Here is an 18,819-nt window from a genome sequence, read left to right as displayed (position 1 = left end):
AGCAACCTTATCGGCAGTAGGGCTCCAGAATCTCCTCAAGGTCACGAAGTTGAGAGGCTGGGATTAGGCGCGCCAGTGGTAGGCGGGTGCTTCCTCCACCCAGGGGCACTTGCACTGATTCCAGGGCTTGGCGGGCTGCCACATTGGCACCCTCATTGAGTCTGACGCTGCATTCGATGGCAAGGTTTTCTGCAAGCCCCGCATCGCCCAGATAAAGATGCCAGCTGGCGATCTGAAGGTAGATGCGATCGGCAAGGGAGATTTGTAGCTCTTTTAAATCCGCTGGATCGATTGTCATAAGGGATGGTCTCGCTAGGTGGATGCTGGTTTGATGTTGGGATCAGGCTTGCTCTCCGGTGGTCTTGGCCTTGGGTCTTTTGACTAAGACAAATGCAAGGTGGAGGAAGAGTCCAGCCAGCCAGATTTCGCTGAACCAATCCAAGTGTGGCCATGGGTGGCGGATTTGTTGAATGAACCAAAGGCCACTGTTGAAAGCCGCAAAGGCCATGGCATGCAGGGTGAAGTTGACGATTCGAGCGAAATGTTGATAGGTCGGGTCGGTTGTGTCGGCGTTGCCGTACCAGCGAATTGGCATGAGCAGTGTCCTTGTAGATCTCTCGATTGTGGCGCTTGGATGTGATTCGGTTGACGAAGGCCCCCATGATGCAGTCTGATGTTTCCTTCTAAGCGCCTGTAGCTCAGCGGATTAGAGCATCTGACTACGGATCAGAGGGTCGGGAGTTCGAATCTCTCCAGGCGCGCTGATTAACTGCCCTTCGGGCAGTTTTTTTTTGGCAGTTGGTTCCGCCGGCGGTCTCAGGGCTAAGGGCTGTTTTTAAGACGTGAAGAACCATTGCCTACGATCCGAAAACTGTTGGATTCTGTAAATGACGGATCGCTTCTTGGCTTCTATTAATGCTGCCCTGACAGATTCCGACCCGGCGATTGCAGGCTTGATCGATCAGGAGAGGCAACGTCAGGAGACCCATCTAGAGCTGATAGCCAGTGAGAACTTCACTTCTCAAGCTGTGATGCAGGCTCAGGGTTCTGTGCTCACCAACAAGTACGCCGAAGGTCTTCCCCATAAGCGCTATTACGGCGGTTGTGAGCATGTCGATGCGATTGAGGAGTTGGCGATCGAGCGTGCTCGGCGGCTCTTTGGTGCGGCCTGGGCCAACGTGCAACCTCATAGTGGCGCGCAGGCCAACTTCGCCGTCTTCCTGGCGTTGTTGCAGCCCGGTGACACCATCATGGGGATGGATCTATCCCATGGGGGACATCTCACTCATGGTTCTCCTGTCAATGTCAGCGGCAAGTGGTTCAAGGTCGTTCATTACGGCGTGGAGCGTGATAGTCAGCAGCTCGACATGGAGGCTGTTCGTCAGCTGGCCCTGAAAGAGCGTCCCCAACTGATCATCTGTGGCTACTCGGCCTATCCCCGCACGATCGATTTTGCTGCTTTCCGCAGCATCGCTGATGAGGTGGGCGCTTACTTGTTGGCGGACATGGCACACATTGCCGGCCTTGTTGCGGCTGGGGTCCATCCGAGTCCTATGGCCCACTGTGATGTGGTGACTACGACCACCCACAAGACATTGCGCGGCCCCAGAGGCGGCTTAATCCTTTGTCGTGATGCGGACTTTGGCCGTAAGTTTGACAAGGCAGTGTTTCCTGGCAGTCAGGGCGGCCCTTTGGAACATGTGATCGCAGCCAAGGCTGTGGCCTTAGGAGAAGCTCTTCAGCCAGAGTTCCAGGCTTATAGCTGCCAGGTGGTGGCGAATGCTCAGGTCCTTGCTGGTCGCATTCAGGAGCGCGGGATTGCGGTGGTGAGTGGAGGAACAGATAATCACCTTGTCTTGCTGGACCTGCGCAGCATTGGAATGACCGGGAAGGTTGCTGATTTGCTTGTCAGTGACGTGAACATCACCGCCAATAAGAACACAGTGCCGTTTGACCCTGAGTCGCCTTTTGTGACCAGTGGTCTGCGGTTGGGCACGGCGGCCCTAACAACACGTGGCTTTGATGAGGAGGCATTCCGCGAGGTTGCTGATGTGATTGCAGATCGTTTGCTTAAACCGCAAGATGAATCGGTCAAGGCGCAGTGCTTGGAACGGGTGAGACAACTTTGTGGCCGTTTTCCTCTCTACAGGGGTGCCCTCCAGCCAGCGCTTGCTTGACTGGCCCTTCGCTCTGGAATCAAAGGCTTGCTCTGCCTAGGATTCATCCTATCGGCCCATCTTTAGGTCGCTTGCTACAGGAGCAAACTTGACTCTCGCGAGCAGCCCCTTTGCTTTTGCTACGGCGAGCTTCGTGATGGCTGCTGTACTTACCACGTTGGTTGTCCCACTCGTGCGGGCCCTAGGCCTTCACCTCGGGCTCACTGATCAGCCTGATTCCCGCAAGCAGCACAGCACTCCGATGGTGCGTCTTGGTGGCATCGCCATGGTGCTGGGATTTGGTTTGGCTCTGGCAGTGACATGGGGGCTGGGGGGGTTTGGTTTACTTGCGCCTGCGAAGGATCAGCTGATCTGGTCCACGCTGGCGGGGGCTCTTTGCTTTTTTGTGATTGGCCTGGCAGATGATTTGTTTGTTTTGTCTCCTTGGCCGCGTTTGGCAGGACAGGTGGCCGTTGCGTTTGCAATGTGGACTCAGGGGGTACGCATCGGAACGATTGAGTTGCCCTGGTTGGGGGAAGGCTCTTCTTTAATTGCCTTGCCGGATTTGCTTAGCCTTGCTGCCACGCTGGTGTGGCTTGTGGGTATTACCAATGCCATCAATTGGCTAGATGGTCTTGATGGTCTTGCGGCAGGAGTGGCTGGTATTGCCGCTGTTGGTCTTGTGTCAGTCAGTTTTTCACTTCATCAAGTGGCTGCAGGTTTTCTTGCAGCTGCTTTGGCGGGCTGTTGTCTTGGTTTTCTGCGTCATAACTTCAATCCAGCGCGCATTTTTATGGGTGATGGCGGCTCATATTTCCTTGGCTTTACCTTGGCAGCAATCAGCATCGTGGGACCAGCCAAGGGACTCACCACCGTCAGTCTGTTGCTGCCACTGTTGATTTTGTCTCTGCCTTTGGCTGATATGTCGGCAGTGATTATGGGGCGTTTACGGGAGGGCCGTTCTCCCTTTTATCCTGATCGGCGCCATCTTCATCACCGTCTGCTGCGCGCCGGTTTCAGTCATCGCCGAACGGTGTTGTTGATCTACGTGTTTACGCAATGGCTAGCAGCATTGGCTCTCGTGGTGGCCAATGCTGAAATGCGTTTTTTGTGGTTGGCTTTAGCGACAGCCATTCTCGTGGCGACGGTCGTGATCAGCCGTCGTCAACGTAGTGCTGCAGGTGCCTTCGTAGACCCTTCTAGCCCCCTTGCAGCTCCTAGTGATCCACGTGCCTATCGGGATGGTCATGGCTGAAGCTTCGGCTAGGCATGGTGTTGAGATCCTTTGCATTGGTACTGAGCTGTTGCTTGGCAACATCCTCAATAGCAATGCTCGTTGGTTAGCGGAGGAGCTGGCTGCTCTGGGGCTCCCTCATTACCGGCAAACTGTTGTAGGAGACAACGTTGAACGTCTCAAAGAGTCAGTTCTGGAGGCTGTTGATCGCAGTCGGATTCTGATCACCACTGGTGGTCTAGGACCAACGCCTGATGATCTGACTACTGAAACTTTGGCGGCTGCTTTTGATACGCCGCTTGAGGAACGTCCAGAACTTTGGCTCGAGATTCAGGCCAAGCTCACTGCTGGCGGCAGCATTTCTGCAATCAGCAATCGCAAACAGGCGTTGTTTCCTCGTGGAGCTGAAATCCTTCCAAATCCCTCCGGCACTGCGCCGGGGATGATCTGGTGTCCTCGGCCGGGGTTCACTGTGCTCACCTTTCCGGGTGTGCCTTCTGAAATGAAGCAGATGTGGTCCCAGACAGCCGTGCCATGGCTGCGTCAGCACGGAGGAGTGGCTGACATCTTTGTGAGCCGGCTGTTGCGGTTTACAGGCATTGCTGAATCCACGCTGGCTGAAGAGGTGGCTGATTTGCTTGAGCAGGGCAATCCAACAGTGGCCCCTTATGCCGGACTGGGAGAGGTGAAGCTACGGATCACGGCCCGGGGGGCAACGGGCGAGCATGCGAGGCAGCTATTGGATCCAGTGGATGCAGAGCTACGTCATCGCACCGGCTTGTTCTGTTACGGCTCGGATGATGAGAGTTTGGCTTCGGTTGTGCTGGATTTATTGCGTCAACGTGGTGAGACGGTTGTAGTAGCAGAGTCCTGTACAGGTGGTGGAGTTGGTGCCGCTTTGGCTGCTGTTCCGAGAGCTTCTGAGGTTTTTCTTGGCGGGGTAATTGCTTACAGCAATGCCATGAAGCAAGCCCTACTGGGTATATCCACAGACCTTTTGCATCAGCACGGTGCAGTTTCCGATCCTGTGGTGCGGGCTATGGCTGAAGGCGCGCGTCAACGGCTCGGGGCAGATTGGTCCATTGCGGTGAGCGGTGTGGCAGGGCCCGGCGGTGGTACGCAGGCCAAGCCTGTGGGGTTAGTCCATATCGCAGTGGCTGGTCCGCATGGCTGTGAGGCAAGCCCGGTTCAGTTCGGTGTCCGTCGTGGAAGGTTGGCAATTCAGGAGTTGAGTGTGGTTCGCAGTCTCGATCGGCTGCGCAGGTTCCTGCTGGATGGGAGCTAAGGTTTTCGGCTACTGCCTCTGAACCTTGAGCTCCGGCACCCTCTACGACAAGGTGTGGGATCTACATCGGGTGGCTGACCTGCCTGGTGGATCCACTCAGTTATTTGTGGGTTTGCATTTGATCCATGAGGTCACCAGCCCGCAGGCGTTCGCTGCTTTGCATGACAAGGGTTTGCCGGTGCGGTGCCCTGAGCGCACCGTGGCGACTGTCGATCACATCGTGCCGACGATTAGTCAGACGCGTCCGTTTGCTGACCCATTGGCTGAGGAGATGCTCAGCACCTTGGAGCGAAACTGTGCCAATTACGGGATTGTTCTTTGTGGCCTTGGCAGTGGCCGTCAGGGCATTGTGCATGTGATAGCTCCCGAGTTGGGGCTGACCCAGCCGGGCATGACTGTGGCTTGTGGTGACTCACACACGTCCACCCATGGGGCGTTTGGCGCCATTGCGTTCGGCATCGGGACCAGCCAGGTGCGGGATGTGCTTGCCAGTCAGAGTCTTGCCATGAACAAGCTCAAGGTGCGCCGGATCTGGGTGGACGGTCAGCTTGGTTCCGGTGTTCATGCCAAGGATTTGATCCTTCATGTGATCCGAAGCCTTGGGGTCAAAGCTGGCGTGGGTTATGCCTATGAGTTCGCCGGACCGGCCATTGATTTGCTCTCCATGGAAGAACGTATGACCCTCTGCAATATGGCGATTGAGGGAGGTGCCCGCTGCGGATATGTCAATCCTGATGGCATTACTTTTGCCTATTTGCAAGGACGGTTTTATGCACCTATTGGGGAGGCCTGGCATCGGGCATTGGCCTGGTGGAGCAGCTTGGCCAGTGATCCCAATGCTGTCTTTGATGATGAGGTGCGTTTTGATGCGGCCAGTGTTGCTCCCATGGTGACCTGGGGCATCACTCCTGGTCAGGGCATTGCTGTAGACGAATCGGTGCCGACCGCTGATTCGCTTGAGCCAAGTGAACGTCCAATCGCCGAGGAAGCTTGTCGCTATATGGACTTGGAGCCGGGAATGGCTATTGAAGGGGTTCCAGTTGATGTTTGTTTTATTGGCAGTTGCACCAATGGTCGCCTCAGTGATTTAAAGGCTGCTGCCGCTATTGCCAAGGGCCGCCATGTAGCACAAGGGATTAAGGCCTTTGTGGTGCCAGGGTCGGAACAAGTTGCCAGGGCCGCTGAAGCAGAGGGGCTCGATGGTGTTTTTCGGAAGGCTGGATTTGAGTGGCGTGAACCAGGCTGTTCCATGTGTCTGGCGATGAATCCTGATCGTCTAGAGGGGCGTCAGATCAGTGCAAGTTCCAGTAACAGGAATTTCAAAGGGCGTCAGGGTTCGTCCCGAGGCCGAACCTTGTTGATGAGTCCCGCAATGGTGGCTGCTGCTGCCATTACCGGTCGGGTCACCGATGTGCGAAAGCTAATCAGCAACACTGCCACTCCTAAAAGATTCCACCAATGACGATTGAGGCCATACCTTTCCCCCATGGCTCTATAGACCAGGTGCGTGGCCGTGCCCTGATGTTGCGTGGTGACGACATTGACACGGATCGGATCATCCCGGCCCGGTTCCTTAAGTGTGTGAGTTTCGAGGCGCTGGGGGATCAGGTTTTTGAGGATGATCGCTTGGAACTGGGCGGTTCACATCCCTTCGACCTGACGGTTCATCAGGGTGCTTCGATCTTGGTTGTTAATGATAATTTCGGCTGTGGTTCTAGTCGTGAACATGCACCTCAAGCCCTGATGCGCTGGGGTATCCGTGCGCTGATTGGTCAGGGCTTTGCAGAGATCTTCTATGGCAACTGTCTGGCGCTGGGAATTCCATGTGCAACTGTCGCCCTTGCTCAGATTGATGCCTTGCAGCAGGCGGTGGCCGCGGATCCGTCGCAGAGCTGGGGCTTCAATCTTCAGACTCAGCAGTTGACGAGTGCTACAGGATCATGGGATCTACAGCTTGAGTCTGGCCCTCTCGAGATGCTGCTTAGCGGACGTTGGGATGCCACATCTCAGTTGGTGGCTCAGGACGCAGCCCTAAAGCGCACGATGGCGGACCTCCCATACCTCAATGATTTTGTGGCGTCGCTGCATTGAAGGTTGTTTGTTGAGGAGACGGAAGATTGAATTTTTTAGTGATTTGCTGCGGCAGATCATTTGCAGCGTGTCTATGAAAAGAGAAAGTCGAGCTGGTCATGGTTCCTCCCCCTTGCATCTGCACCATGGTGCTCGTCTTGTCAGCTTCTCCAGCGTTTGCGGCGCCAGTTGTGTCGCTCAACGTTGAGCCTTTCACAACACAGATGGAGCAGTTGCATCAATTCGGAGCCTGTAGGAGTTGTGATTTGCGCGGGGCAGACCTCCGTGATGCTCATTTGATTGGTGTAGACCTTCGCGATGCTGATCTGCGGGGCGCTCGTCTCGAGGGAGCGAATCTTGAGGGTGCTGATCTAAGTGGGGCTCGCTTGGATGATGCTCAGCTCAATAGGGCAATGCTCACGAATGCTGAGTTGAGTGGGACAGACTTGCGGCGTGCAGACTTACGTGAGGCTGTGGTGATCAATGCTTACTCGCCAGATGTGCGTACGGAAGGAATGCAGTTTGCCGGTGCTGATCTAACCGGTAGTCATTTGATTTATGGAGGTGCTCCATGATCAAGCCAATTAGAAGAGGTGTTCTTCAAATTGATCGAATTGATTGATGGGTGTATAGGGAACAAAAGGTACGCCGGTGCCGGTGAAGTTGAAATCATTGAGACGGAAACGAAAGCCGCCGATGCCTTTGTAGGGGTTGAAGTAGAAACCGAAGTCATAGGAACGACGTTGCCAGCGCAGTTCGATGTTTGAGTTAATGATGTCGCCGTAATAAGGTGAATTAGGGTCTACGTTGTAAGCGACGCCGGTATTAAGAAGTAAAGGTCCTGCGATTTGCTGTGTCAGGCCGATTCCTAGGGTGGCGAGATCAATGTTTTGGTCAAATTTAAATGGGCTAGAGCCTTGTTTTAAGGTGCCCCCACCACTAATAGATAAACGAGTAAAGTCTAAGAATGGCTTGCTGAATGTCCCAAGTGTGAGCGCTGGTCCTCCGGTAAGACCAATGGTGGCTTTTCGCTCTCCATCGCCATAGGCATCAAAGGTGGTTTTGAGATTAGTGTTGAATCTAAGTCCAGGTACGATTGCTACAGGTGAGTAGCGGTATGCTGCTTCAGGTGTTAGGGCAGCAGATTTGCCGATCCATAGTGGATAGCTGCTGTTTAATGACCCGTAGAAATTAGCGCGCCAGAGGTCAGAAAGATTTTCACTTTTGAACTCTTCTGCTTGATAGTTACCTGCGCCTGCTCTAAGGAGATAGTTGTTAGTCAGTTTGCCCCATGCCCAATCACCTTTCTTTTGGAGGAAAGCCCCATAGGCTGAATAAATATCAGTTTCTCCTAGGGATCCATTCCAGGCTTCGTAGCGATAAGCCGCAAAAAGGTTGGCCTGCAAAGAACCAATCCAGGGGATGTCAAAGTCCCTTTTTAAATCACCCCAGTAGCGGCTACCATTAGCAATATTTAGAGGATTAAAGGTACTTATATCAGCATTAATATCAACATCCCACCCCCAAGTTTTCCCAGTTAATTCTGCTTCTAGGCCGAATAAGTCAGCAGCCGTAATTGGCTGTGTTGTTTTGCTGCTGTCAATCGAGCTGCCAGGCGCGACGTAGCTTTTTGTCTCTCCGTCGATGGCTCGCTCTAGGAGGAATTGAGGCTGGAGGGAGAGGGTGTAGTTCTTTGTCAGCTCAATAGGTTTTAGATCACGGCCGACAAAGAAACCGTCTCGGTCTTCATTGTCGATGCCAAATACCCAACGGTTCTCAACCTCTTCCTGCTTTTTGATGGTTTGGGTTCTGGAGACTGGGATAGGAAAACGTTCCTCTACAATGAGTCGATTGCGGCGGCTTTGGATCACAATGTCCCCACTAGGTTCTTCAGTGGCAATCACATCTTCGGCATCAATCCGCGTTTGAGAAGGTGTGTAGGGATCATTTGAGAAGCCCATGCGGTCTGCTTTCCATCCCTCTGGGCTGATCGTGACCTTGGCGGCTTGAATCCTCCAGCGGCTGATAGAACCAGTGATGAGTTTGCTGGCTCCCTGTTGCTTGAGCTGAGAAGCGCGAACTCCGCCGTATTTGTTTTTTTCTGCGATATTGCCTGTTGTCGGACCAACGCCCTGTCGCCTCTCAATGGTGAGAGCTTGTTGGAACTGGATGCTGCTAATACGTTGATCGATCTTGGCAATTGCCTTGGCGCGCAATGCTTCTTGCTCTGCTGGAGAGAGCGTCGATGAATTCGTCTGGGCGAGTCTTTGTCGTGTGGCAACAGCTTGGGGAGGAGTAGTGCCAAGGGGGAGAGCCTCTGCTTGGGCTTTAGGGTCACCCTCCCCAAGGGTGATCGACTCAAGTGTCTCTTGAAGTCCTTGGCGAGTTGTTCGATTAGCACGATCGGGGTCAGGACAACCCAGTGGTGGCGGAACGTCAACTTGCTGCGGTGCTGTGTTGTCTTTGCCCCAGCGGTATCTCAAGCCAACAAGGTAAGCATTACTTCCTTCCTTGACACCGCTATAGGTGCCGAAGGCTCCTGAGCGATGGTGAATGCGTCCCACAAGAGAGAGTTGTTGTGAGACTGCGGCTTCAAGCTCAAAGCTCAGATAGTTGAGCAATTTTGCATAGTTCTCTCGGTATGTCTTTTCATAGTTGCTATAGGTCGTGTTGAAGCTGATTCCCTCGATCACGCCAAAACTCAACCACGGTTGCACCCATAGCCGTGCACCGATACCCAGCACACCTTCACCAAAGCTCTGGGCAGGTGTGTCTGAAAATGGTACTGATTGATTGAATTCTCCTCCAGCTTGTTGGTTGGCATTGTGAGCAAAGAGGTCTGCTTCTAGTTCAAGAGCGAAGGGGCCTGCACGAGCGATTCTTTTCTGTAGACCAAGGCCCAGTAGATATTCCTCCCTCATTCGGCCATTGAACAGAAAGGTGTCTCCAAAATTTGAATCAATCATCTGGCCACCCCAAGCCGTTACAGCCCAGGGATGGGGATGCCAGTCTGGTATCGGCGGCAGCACAGGTGGACAGGCCATGCCTGGTTGATTGTTTTCGTCTTGTCGAGATGTCTCGGACGATTGCGGTGGCTGATCTGGCTGTACCCATTGATTGTTTTGGGCAAGAGTTTGATTCCAGATCGTTGTTGAAGCGGTCTGGTTGCTGATAGCTCCAGCCGTGGTGCTGTTTAACTCAATGTCTAAAGCGGTGGGGAATCCGAGGCTTTCGCTTTCTTGTATTGCTAGGAGCCGTCTTGGCGTTGAGGGGTTTTGTGGGATCTGAGCTGCATCGGGTGAAGTGGGGCCAAGGTCGATTGCTGCGCTGTCGAGGTCTAGAACGCCATAGACGTCCTCAAGTTCACCTTCTTTTTGAATCAGGCTGTAGCGCAGGGAACTGGCTTGGAAGTACTGAGATCCCTTGCGGAAATTAACGCTACCCCTGGCATAAAGGGTGTTGAAGTTGCTGTCGAACTCAATGCGGTCTGCATGAAGGACGCCTCCATTGAGAACGGCCTTGACGTTCCCTTCAGCGATAAAACGCTCTTGTCTGGCGTCATAGCGTTGACGGTTAGCCCGAAGTTTGAGCTCTCGTGGAGGTTCGGGAGATTGTTCTGGAAGGCTGGACTGTTGTTGAAGGCCTGTTGATTGCCCAATCTGCCTCGCTGGTATTGCGATGGGAGCCGCTTGGGTGGGCGAGGAGGTGCCTTCTTTGTATGAGTTGCTTGGCTGAGAATTTGCTTCAGCAGGGATTAACCCTGTCGCAAGTAAGAGTCCAACGAGAAGGGTTGGGGGACTTTTCGCCGCCAATAGGCTTCAGCTGGGGCAGCTGATCTTCCCACAATTGATGGAAGATCTGAGCAGACCTCAGTCCAGTGTGTTGCGTGACCCGAGAAGTTTCGCTTGCAAAGGTTTTCAGTCTTCGAGATCCTTACGGGCTGGTGTCCTCGAAGGATCGCTGGCCAAGAAGCCGAAGACGAAAACCGCAATGAAGAAGAAGACGACCGAGTAAACGGAGAGCTTGAGGGCGAGCATGGAGAGACCGTTCAGCTTCTAGTACATCGATGACATCTTATGGGGCATAGAGGACGCTTAGGGATGCAGAAGCAGCTTCAAGCCCGACGATTGGCGTGGATTGAAACTTTTCGAAGTCGCTCTCGGCGGGATCTCAAGCCAGGTTGGTATCGCGCAGGGGATCGTGATCGGCTGTCTCTGCTTCACGATGATTGGGCTCAAATCCATCGACCCGACTGGTTTAACAGAGGTTTATTGGTCTGGCCTCGAGGCGGAGTATGGCTGCAATTGCAGCAGGAGATCCTTTGTCCTGAAGACTGGCGACAAGCTCAAGCCAGTTGTTTGCGGCTGGTCTTGGGTTGGTGGGCTGATCAGATGCGGCTGTGGGTGGATGGTGTGTTGGTGCATGAGGGGGATCTGTTCGATACCACTTGTCGTTGGAGCCTTCCTGAATCGATCCGTTTGGAGCGACCTTTAACACTGTTGCTGGAGTTGAGGAGTCCTAGCCATGACGATGGCGCGTTGATCAATAGTGAGTTGGTGCTGGAACCCAGGGCCGTTGCAGTGGATCCAGATCAGGTTCTGCTGCCTGAAGCGCTGGCGCTCTATTTAGAGGCGGGAGAGGTGTTGCCGGAGGCTTGGCTTGAGCTGGATCCGCACAGTCAGGAGGCAACCGTGGCTGTCGACCAGCAACTACGCAATGCAGCGCGGCCGCCGGGGCTGATCCATTGGATCGGCCATGCCCATCTTGATTTGGCCTGGCTGTGGTCAGTGGCTGACACCTGGCAGGCGGCAGAGCGCACGTTCCGTTCTGTGCTGCACCTGATGCAGCGATTTCCTGATTTCCATTTCAGCCACTCCTCGCCTGCTCTCTATCAGTGGGTTGAACATCACCGTCCAACTTTGTTTGCTGCGCTTCAGGATGCAAGTAGGGCAGGTCGTTGGGAGCCGATCAATGGCCCTTGGGTCGAGACTGATTGTGTACTGGTGAGCACTGCTTCGCTTTGGCGACAGTTCACGCTTGGACAGCAGTACAGCCGATCAGCATTTCCGGAGTGGTCCCATCAGTTGGCCTGGCTTCCAGACAGCTTTGGCTTTGCCGCTGGATTGCCAGCGGTAGCTACCCAGACAGGAATCCGTTGGTTCTGCACCCATAAACTGGCCTGGAATGCCAGCAATCCCTTCCCGCATCGACTGTTTCGTTGGTGCAGTCGTGGACAGGCTGAGGTACTAGCGCTGATGCTTCCGCCAATTGGCACTGATGGGAATCCGATGGCCATGCTTCGCGAGCAGCGGTCTTGGCAGGCGTCTACCGCTGTTGAAGAGGCTTTGTGGGTTCCGGGAGTTGGCGACCATGGAGGTGGTCCCACTGCGGAAATGCTGGAGCAGCTGCAGCTTTGGGAGGATCATCCCCAGGCTTTACCCCAGAGGTCGAGCACAGTAAGGTCTTATCTTGCGACACTTGAGGCTCATATTGAGACTTTGCCGGTGTGGCGTGATGAGCTCTATTTGGAGCTTCATCGCGGTTGTGCGACGACCCGTCCCGATCAGAAGCGTCAAAATCGTCACCTTGAAAGGCTTTTGAGGGAAGCAGACCTAGCTATAGCTTTGCTGGCTTGCCATCTTGGCGATAGGACTGACGTTCCTGGAACCTCGGTATCTTCATTGCCAGATTGGCGGCCTTTGCTCTTTCAGCAATTTCACGACATCCTTCCAGGTACATCGATCCCTGAAGTGTTTGAGCAGGCTGAGCCGGTCTGGCGATCGTCATGTCGTGAGTCAAGGCGGAGCCGCGACCAGCATCTGCAGCAGCTTTTGCGCAGTGGGGTCTCCTGCTCCGATCGATTCGATCCAGAGTCTTCCGAGGGGGGCTGGGTCTGGATGGCTCTACAGCCACTACAGCGTTGGTCGCCGGTGCTGAGATTGCCCCGAGACCAATGGGGCAGCGCAGATGGGAGGCTTCCATGCCAAGAGGCCAAGGGAGGCGGAACCTGGGTGCAGTTGCCTGTGCAGCAAGGGGTGACAGCAGTTCCGCTTCAACGTTGTGTCGGTAAGGCCTTAGATGGTGCTGATGGTTTACCTGTTCGTGGGGCTGTGCAGATTCAGCCCCTTGATGAAGGTGGTTGGCGGATTGGTAATGGCCTGTTGGAAGCTGATTTTGGTGCCGAAGGCTTGCAGCAACTCTGGGATCGGAACGGGATACCTCAGTTAGCAGGACCTCTGATCTGGGGCCTTTTTCGCGATCGTGGCGAATTTTGGGATGCCTGGGATCTGGCGGCTGATTATCGCCAGCATCCGTTGGCTCTGAACTGGAATGGTTCGATGGAGCTTGTGGAGCGCGGACCGCTTGTAGCGCGCTTGGTCTATCGAGGTTGGGCCGGGAGCAGTGCTCTGCGGCTTGATGTGCAGCTGAGGGCTGATTGCCCCTGGCTCGAGCTGCGTCTAGGCGTGGATTGGCGTCAAAGTCATGAGTTACTGCGTTTGGAGGTTCCCCTGGCTTGCTCAGCGGTGCGATGGGCGGCGGATACAAGCGGTGGAGTCATTGAACGACCTGCTGAGGCTATGACTGCTAGAGAACAAGCACGTTGGGAGGTCCCTGTGATCTCCTGGTTGGCGAGCGAGTCGTCGGCGCCAGGTGGTGGCCTTGCGGTGTTATTGGATGGCCCTCAGGGTGCGCAGGTGTGCCCAGACAGGCTTGGTGTTTCTCTGCTTAGAGGGGCTACCTGGCCAGATCCCTCTGCTGATCGGGGTTGGCATTGTCAGCGATTGGCACTGATGTCTGTTCCTGATGGCTGGAGTCGGGAGGCTGTCCCTCAGGCAGCATTGGCTTTTCGAGAGCCTGGGTGGTTGGGGCCTTCTGATCTCAAGGTGTCATGGCCAGGATTGCCGTCGCTGCCTTCAAAGCTGGTTCCATTGGCTGTGACGTATGCCGAAGTAAGGCGGCTGAAGATCAGCGTGCTTAATGCCGGTGCAACACGCCAGTCTTGGGCCGTAGGGAAGACTTGGCGGGTTGGTAGCGCTCACGAGTCCTGTCTCGGCGAAGCGGTAGAGCTGAAGCCTGGAGAGTTGGCTGAACTATTGCTTGAGCGTTTCGATTGATGTGATCTTCAGTCTTCGTGTTCTTCAAAGGGGTCTTCGAGTTCTTTTGAGGGAGGACCAAAAGCTGTGTAGAGACCGTATCCGGTCAGCCCGAAGGTGATGGTGACCATGGCAATGAGCAGGGAGTAGGTCTCGGAGGAGGAGTTTTCCATCACATCTCTCGACAGGATTAGTCCGTATGCGGACTATGACCATTACAGTAGGCATGCTTAATCACCATCCGAGACCGAAGCTCCGTTATGGCTCAAAGCACCCGTCTGGGAAATCTGATCAAATCTCTACCCGGCTACGCCCCTGGCAAGGTAGTGCCAGGTTGGGGAACTACCCCAGTGATGGCTGGGATCGGCTTCATGTTGCTGATTTTCATGGTGACCATCTTGCAGATCTACAACCAGTCGCTTCTCCTCCAAAGCATTAGCTTTGAATAGATTGTCCTCGGCTCTGCTGGGCTGAGGTTCGTCTATGAATGTGTTTGGCATCGGTCTCCCCGAGATGGCGGTTATCGGCGCCATAGCATTGCTTGTCTTTGGACCTAAACGACTTCCAGAGTTTGGTCGCACCCTTGGGAAAACCTTGAAAGGTTTTCAGGCAGCCTCAAAGGAGTTCGAGCGCGAGATTCATAAAACGATGGCAGAACCTGAGTCCATCGAACAGGCTGCGACTGAAGAGTCCACGCAGCAAGATTCCAATGAAATAAGTGAATCCCCTCAGGAGGCTAAAAACCCTCCCGCCAGCTGAGAGTGGTATGAGGCCGGGTCGTTTACGTCTATTGGTAGGCCTAGGTAATCCAGGGTCAAAGTATGTCGGTACCCGTCACAACATCGGCTTCATGGCCCTCGATAAGTTGGCTGGGCAGAAGTCAGTCAGTTTCCGGCCGCAAACAAAATTCCATGGACTGATGGCGGAAGTAGGGGTTGGCTCAGAGAGGCTTCGATTGCTGATGCCTCAGACTTATATGAATGAAAGCGGTCGGGCGATTCGTGCAGCCATCGATTGGTTTGGCTTGGAGGTTGATCAGTTGCTGGTGCTTGTAGATGACATGGATTTGCCTTTGGGTCGACTGCGGCTTCGCGCCCAGGGAAGTGCAGGAGGTCACAATGGTTTGCGCAGCGCGATTCAACATCTGGGGACCCAGGATTTTTGTCGTCTGCGCATCGGGATCGGTGCTCCAGGTTGTACCTCTGAGGAACGTAGAGCTCGAACGGTCTCGCATGTGCTCGGGGTGTTTAGTCGGCAGGAGAGCCTCCTAGTCGATCAAGTGCTTGATGAGGTGCTGATGGGTTTGGATCTGATTCAATGCCTTGGGTTGGAACGGGCAGGTAATCGTCTCAATGCTTTTCAACCGGAGGGTTGTTCTGCCTGCTGATGAGTCATTTGCCTGTCACAACGGCTCGCCTCTGTGTACACCGGCAAAGCTTTGCCGATCAGCGCTTGGATGGCGAGGTCTCGGCTGGGGGGTTTCAGTGGCAGTTCAGCTGGGCTTTCGATCGGGGTGAACTGAGAGTGGAACCCTCTCTTGGGCGAGCACTTATTGAGGATGCTTTACTGCGCTTCCTCGTTAAGGCTGACTACCACCTTGAGCCTGGTGGGGATTATCTGTTCACTGTTAGGGCCCGATTCTGAAGTTGGGTGGTCCGGGCCAAAGGAGTTGTTGCCCGAGGTGGTCTTCAAGCAACACCATGGCGGCTATGGCGTCCAGATGATGGGGAGGCAGGATCATTCCTCGGGGTAGCCAGCGGCGCCAGTTGCTTGGGGGCCATAGCTCCCAATAGCGATGGCGGGCGCGCAGCGTGCTTCCACGTTCTTCGACCACCTGCAAGGGGGCAATATGCAGCAGAAGGTTTTGCCAGTATTCACTGCTGGTGCCATTGCCGATCAAGATGCCTTCAAAGGGTGCTTGGTTTTGCCAATGCATGATGAGGTCGATCACAGCGGCTGCGGCCACCACTTTCCCCTCAAGCACAGCACTTGTTCCTGTATCGGCAAGAACTAATCCACATTTATTGCGGCCAGGATCTACGGCCACAAGCTTTGTCATGGTTTGTCTTCGGGAATCTTTGTCCAAGGACCACCCACGGGCTGCAGGACAACCGCTACCTGATCGGCCGTATCGCTATTGCGAAGTGCCACGGCTTCTAGCTCAACCCGCTCTTTAGAACGGTTCAGTAATGCCTTGCCGAGCCGGTTCATTTCACTGCCATCGAACTGCAGTCCTGAACTGAGGGATCCGCGTCTTTTTACCTCTGCCAGAGTTGATGCAAGCAGGAGGCTAAGTCGGTTGCGTACGCTTTCGGTGCTCTTCTCGTTTTGGTCAAGAGTCGTTCGTGCGAGTACTTCGCCTTTTCGGACGATGTTGATATTTGGGCGAGCATCCGGGAAGGCGTACACCACGTTCTCCCCACGCAACACGTTTGCGGCAGAGCGAACATGGACCACCCAGGTGCCTGGCTTTCGGATGATCTGTTCGATTCGGTTGATATCGGTGCGTGGCACGAGCAGGATTTGTCGATTGGCTTCTTCACCGGGACGTACGCGCCGAAAAGCCTCCAGGTTTGCTTCCTGAAGTAGGCGGTCGATCACGGCTTTCGCCTGGCTGGGGTTATCGAGCCGCAGGGTGGCTGCGGCAAGCTGCTGACCACTGCTCAGCACAACATCCCCTCGACGTAAGGCAATGAGGTTGGTCTCGAGCTGCTTCAGTTCTTTTTCAGCCGCGCTAATTCTGCTGCGAACATTGGCTAGTTCAACTTCCGTTCGGCGGATGTCGGCATCTTTTTTGGAAATGTCGCGACTGAGACGAGCTCGTTCCGCCTCGAGCTGTTGTCTTTGTTTTTGTAGTGGTGCGAGTTCGTTGCGAAGGGCGGCGGCTCGCTTTTTGGCTTCCTTCAGTTCATTCTGAACCTGATTGCTGTCCGACCTGGCCTGCTTGAGATCAAGCTCGGCATTGAACTGGGCCGAGCGACTTGAATTGAGGGCATCGCGGCTTTGTTGGAGCTTGGCCTGAAGATCATCCAGTTCAAAAAGTCCTACTCGCAGTTGTCGACTGACCAGCAGCATCAGTCCTAGGGACAGGGCGCTGATCAGGCTGCCAGTGAGAACGGTTATGAATACGGCTGTCGTTCGTGGTCTGAGATTGAACAGGCTCAGCCTTGCTTTGCCTACACGGCTGCCGAGACGATCGCCGAGGGTGGAGAGCACACCACCGAGTACGAGCAGGGAGAGGATCAGCAGCCAGCCGGTCACGACAATGGGCGGGTGGGATCAGGAATAGTGTCAACCCGTTCCACCATCCTGGACTGGGACGGGGATCAGTTGAACTTTTTGGCAAGGGCGATCGGATCAAGAACGGTGATTTTCTTGCGATCGATTTGTACTAGACCTGAATTGCGCAGGTCTCCTAACAGGCGAGTAATGGTGACGCGAGTCGAGCCGATTGCTTCAGCGATGGACTGATGTGAGAGGCGTAGGTCAATCGTGATTCCTTGCTCTCCTGGAACCCCGAAATCCCTGCAGAGGACTAGTAGGAAACTCACAAGCCTTGATGACATGTCGCGGTGAGTGAGGGTCTCGATCATGGTCTCGGTTTGCAAGATCCGACTCGAGAGACCCTGCAGCAGAAGTAATCCCACGCTGGTGTCGTTTTCGATCGCCTGGCGAACTGAGGTGGCTGGCGCTGTGATCATTTCCACTCGGGTGAAGGCTACAGAGTGATAAAAACGGTCCGAGCGATGGCCTGTGAGCAGTGAGAGCACGCCAAACAGACTGTTTTCACGCAGCAATGCCACGGTGATCTCTTCACCAGATTCATAGACCCGAGAGAGTCGAACAGCGCCGCGTCGGATGAGATAAACCTTTTCGGCAGGATCGCCAGGGAAGAAGATGGTTTTAGAACGTTCCACCATTTCGTTGCTGGCGCCATCCAGTTCGCGGATGACTTCCAGCAGGGTTTTCTGGGTTGGAGCAGGCGAGTTGGCCAAACTTCCGGCCCCTTGAACATAGGGTTGCTGGGCGTAACGGCTGAAACCGTGGATGACGCCGGCCATGGCTGCGCCGCAAATGGCAGAAATATGAAGCTAGGGAGTGGACCTCCACCACCATGTAGCAATGGTGACTGTTTTTAGTCTTCTTGCATTAACGCCGAACGTTGGAAGGCTTGTAGATGTTGTAGGCCGGGTTCCGCCAGATTCAGCAAGTCGTTGAGTTGATTCCTGCTGAATGGAGCCCCTTCAGCGGTGCCCTGCAGCTCCAGTAGGTGCCCATTAGAGCCCATGACCACGTTCAGATCCACATCAGCCCTGGAGTCTTCGCTGTAGTCGAGGTCGAGGAGGGGATGACTTTCGACTAAACCAACGGAGACTGCAGCAACTTGGTCGATGAGGGGCTGATGCGTAAGAAGGCCTTGCTCCAGCAAGCGATCGCAGCCTCTCTTTAAGGCGATCCATGCGCCGGTGATGGCGGCTGTACGTGTGCCGGCATCAGCCTGAATGACGTCACAATCAATTCGCAGGGTGGTTTCCCCAAGGGCGGCCATGTCGATCACGGCGCGCAGGCTGCGGCCAATGAGGCGCTGAATCTCTTGAGTTCGTCCGGAAAGCTTGAGCAGTTCACGGTTCTGCCTTTGCGGTGTAGACCCAGGGAGAAGGCGGTACTCGGCGCTCAGCCAGCCTTTGCCCTGGCCTTTGCGCCAGCGAGGTACACCTTCTTCAACGCAAACACTGCATAGGACTGCGGTGCGACCAGTGCGGATGATTAAGGAACTGAGGGCAAAGCCCATTGGATCCCATGTGATCTGAAGTGGCCGCATCACGTCAGCAAGGCGGCCGTCAGCACGGGGCTGGGGGGATGTGAGCATCGTGCTGTTGGTGGGTGAGATGACCTGAGCCTGGCAGAAACAGGTGCTTTTACACCAGGGATAGTGTCAAGAGCCTTGTTAAGCAGCTTCTCACCGCTACATTTGATTCC

General features: G+C 54.6%; 20 protein-coding genes and 1 tRNA gene. 12 read left to right on the top strand and 9 right to left on the bottom strand.

The genetic code is table 11. The features are described from left to right. Positions 1 to 7 precede the first annotated feature (7 nt). Both EV12_RS06560 and EV12_RS06555 read right to left on the bottom strand, forming a co-directional pair. Entirely contained in the window at positions 8 to 298 is a 291-nt protein-coding gene (locus EV12_RS06560) for a DUF3181 family protein (protein WP_036913600.1), read from the bottom strand. A gap of 42 nt (positions 299 to 340) precedes the next feature. Further along, a complete protein-coding gene (locus EV12_RS06555) occupies positions 341 to 595 on the bottom strand; it encodes a hypothetical protein (protein ID WP_036913597.1) in 255 nt (84 codons plus the stop codon). Between the two features lie 92 nt (positions 596 to 687). Between EV12_RS06555 and EV12_RS06550 the strand changes: the two genes are divergently transcribed. The 7 genes from EV12_RS06550 to EV12_RS06520 all read left to right on the top strand — a co-directional run bounded on the left by EV12_RS06550 (position 688) and on the right by EV12_RS06520 (position 7,320). Continuing rightward, positions 688 to 761 (top strand) — tRNA-Arg (locus EV12_RS06550). A gap of 126 nt (positions 762 to 887) precedes the next feature. Next, positions 888 to 2,177, top strand: a complete 1,290-nt coding sequence (gene glyA, locus EV12_RS06545; RefSeq protein ID WP_036913594.1) for a serine hydroxymethyltransferase — start codon at positions 888 to 890, stop codon at positions 2,175 to 2,177. Positions 2,178 to 2,265: 88 nt separating this feature from the next. Next, the gene (locus tag EV12_RS06540; protein ID WP_036913591.1) at positions 2,266 to 3,411 is read left to right on the top strand and encodes an MraY family glycosyltransferase; all 1,146 of its coding nucleotides are present in this window, start codon (positions 2,266 to 2,268) and stop codon (positions 3,409 to 3,411) included. Next, positions 3,404 to 4,675, top strand: a complete 1,272-nt coding sequence (locus tag EV12_RS06535; RefSeq protein ID WP_193742172.1) for a competence/damage-inducible protein A — start codon at positions 3,404 to 3,406, stop codon at positions 4,673 to 4,675. The genes EV12_RS06540 and EV12_RS06535 overlap by 8 nt, the downstream gene beginning before the upstream one ends. A gap of 25 nt (positions 4,676 to 4,700) precedes the next feature. After that, complete coding sequence (gene leuC, locus EV12_RS06530) at positions 4,701 to 6,137, top strand: 3-isopropylmalate dehydratase large subunit (protein WP_036913585.1); 1,437 nt, start codon at positions 4,701 to 4,703, stop codon at positions 6,135 to 6,137. Further along, the gene (locus EV12_RS06525; RefSeq protein ID WP_036913583.1) at positions 6,134 to 6,766 is read left to right on the top strand and encodes a 3-isopropylmalate dehydratase small subunit; all 633 of its coding nucleotides are present in this window, start codon (positions 6,134 to 6,136) and stop codon (positions 6,764 to 6,766) included. Before leuC ends, EV12_RS06525 begins: the two co-directional genes overlap by 4 nt. A gap of 98 nt (positions 6,767 to 6,864) precedes the next feature. Next, positions 6,865 to 7,320 carry a pentapeptide repeat-containing protein gene (locus EV12_RS06520; RefSeq protein WP_036913580.1) on the top strand — a complete coding sequence of 152 codons (456 nt, stop codon included), beginning with the start codon at positions 6,865 to 6,867 and terminating at the stop codon, positions 7,318 to 7,320. 9 nt (positions 7,321 to 7,329) lie between these two features. Here EV12_RS06520 and EV12_RS06515 read toward each other — a convergent pair whose 3' ends face one another. Then, positions 7,330 to 10,557: a DUF3769 domain-containing protein gene (locus tag EV12_RS06515; RefSeq protein ID WP_036913577.1), complete on the bottom strand. Its 3,228-nt coding sequence runs from the start codon at positions 10,555 to 10,557 to the stop codon at positions 7,330 to 7,332. A 105-nt stretch (positions 10,558 to 10,662) separates the two neighbouring features. Continuing rightward, on the bottom strand, positions 10,663 to 10,782 hold the full coding sequence (locus EV12_RS06510) for a photosystem II reaction center protein I (RefSeq protein ID WP_011131207.1): 120 nt from the start codon (positions 10,780 to 10,782) through the stop codon (positions 10,663 to 10,665). Between the two features lie 63 nt (positions 10,783 to 10,845). Here EV12_RS06510 and EV12_RS06505 point away from each other — a divergent pair, with 63 nt between their 5' ends. Continuing rightward, complete coding sequence (locus EV12_RS06505) at positions 10,846 to 13,860, top strand: alpha-mannosidase (RefSeq protein WP_036913574.1); 3,015 nt, start codon at positions 10,846 to 10,848, stop codon at positions 13,858 to 13,860. An 8-nt stretch (positions 13,861 to 13,868) separates the two neighbouring features. Here EV12_RS06505 and psbN read toward each other — a convergent pair whose 3' ends face one another. Beyond that, positions 13,869 to 14,012 (bottom strand): photosystem II reaction center protein PsbN, encoded by a 144-nt coding sequence (gene psbN / locus EV12_RS06500; RefSeq protein WP_011827045.1) that lies wholly within the window; start codon positions 14,010 to 14,012, stop codon positions 13,869 to 13,871. Between the two features lie 87 nt (positions 14,013 to 14,099). Between psbN and psbH the strand changes: the two genes are divergently transcribed. Genes psbH through EV12_RS06480 form a run of 4 tightly spaced genes read left to right on the top strand, consistent with a single transcriptional unit; the run spans position 14,100 to position 15,483 of the window. Further along, entirely contained in the window at positions 14,100 to 14,288 is a 189-nt protein-coding gene (gene psbH, locus EV12_RS06495; RefSeq protein ID WP_036913571.1) for a photosystem II reaction center phosphoprotein PsbH, read from the top strand. A 34-nt stretch (positions 14,289 to 14,322) separates the two neighbouring features. Further along, positions 14,323 to 14,598 (top strand): TatA/E family twin arginine-targeting protein translocase, encoded by a 276-nt coding sequence (locus EV12_RS06490; protein ID WP_036913569.1) that lies wholly within the window; start codon positions 14,323 to 14,325, stop codon positions 14,596 to 14,598. 7 nt (positions 14,599 to 14,605) lie between these two features. Continuing rightward, entirely contained in the window at positions 14,606 to 15,226 is a 621-nt protein-coding gene (pth, locus tag EV12_RS06485) for an aminoacyl-tRNA hydrolase (RefSeq protein ID WP_036913566.1), read from the top strand. After that, positions 15,226 to 15,483 (top strand): DUF3146 family protein, encoded by a 258-nt coding sequence (locus tag EV12_RS06480; protein ID WP_036913563.1) that lies wholly within the window; start codon positions 15,226 to 15,228, stop codon positions 15,481 to 15,483. The genes pth and EV12_RS06480 overlap by 1 nt, the downstream gene beginning before the upstream one ends. Here the strand turns inward: EV12_RS06480 and EV12_RS06475 are convergent. From EV12_RS06475 to rph, 4 genes are all read right to left on the bottom strand, one after another. Further along, complete coding sequence (locus EV12_RS06475; RefSeq protein ID WP_241466539.1) at positions 15,467 to 15,898, bottom strand: resolvase; 432 nt, start codon at positions 15,896 to 15,898, stop codon at positions 15,467 to 15,469. The genes EV12_RS06480 and EV12_RS06475 overlap by 17 nt on opposite strands. Continuing rightward, positions 15,895 to 17,100 (bottom strand): DUF3084 domain-containing protein, encoded by a 1,206-nt coding sequence (locus EV12_RS06470; RefSeq protein WP_036913557.1) that lies wholly within the window; start codon positions 17,098 to 17,100, stop codon positions 15,895 to 15,897. Before EV12_RS06470 ends, EV12_RS06475 begins: the two co-directional genes overlap by 4 nt. Positions 17,101 to 17,165: 65 nt before the next feature. After that, complete coding sequence (gene ntcA, locus EV12_RS06465) at positions 17,166 to 17,900, bottom strand: global nitrogen regulator NtcA (protein WP_036913554.1); 735 nt, start codon at positions 17,898 to 17,900, stop codon at positions 17,166 to 17,168. A gap of 74 nt (positions 17,901 to 17,974) precedes the next feature. Beyond that, complete coding sequence (gene rph / locus EV12_RS06460) at positions 17,975 to 18,709, bottom strand: ribonuclease PH (protein WP_036913551.1); 735 nt, start codon at positions 18,707 to 18,709, stop codon at positions 17,975 to 17,977. Positions 18,710 to 18,819 lie beyond the last annotated feature (110 nt).

The sequence above is a fragment of the Prochlorococcus sp. MIT 0701 genome (assembly GCF_000760295.1).
Classification (GTDB): Bacteria; Cyanobacteriota; Cyanobacteriia; order PCC-6307; family Cyanobiaceae; genus Prochlorococcus.
Note: the sequence above shows the minus strand (reverse complement) of the source record. Positions and strands in the feature narration are given on the sequence as shown.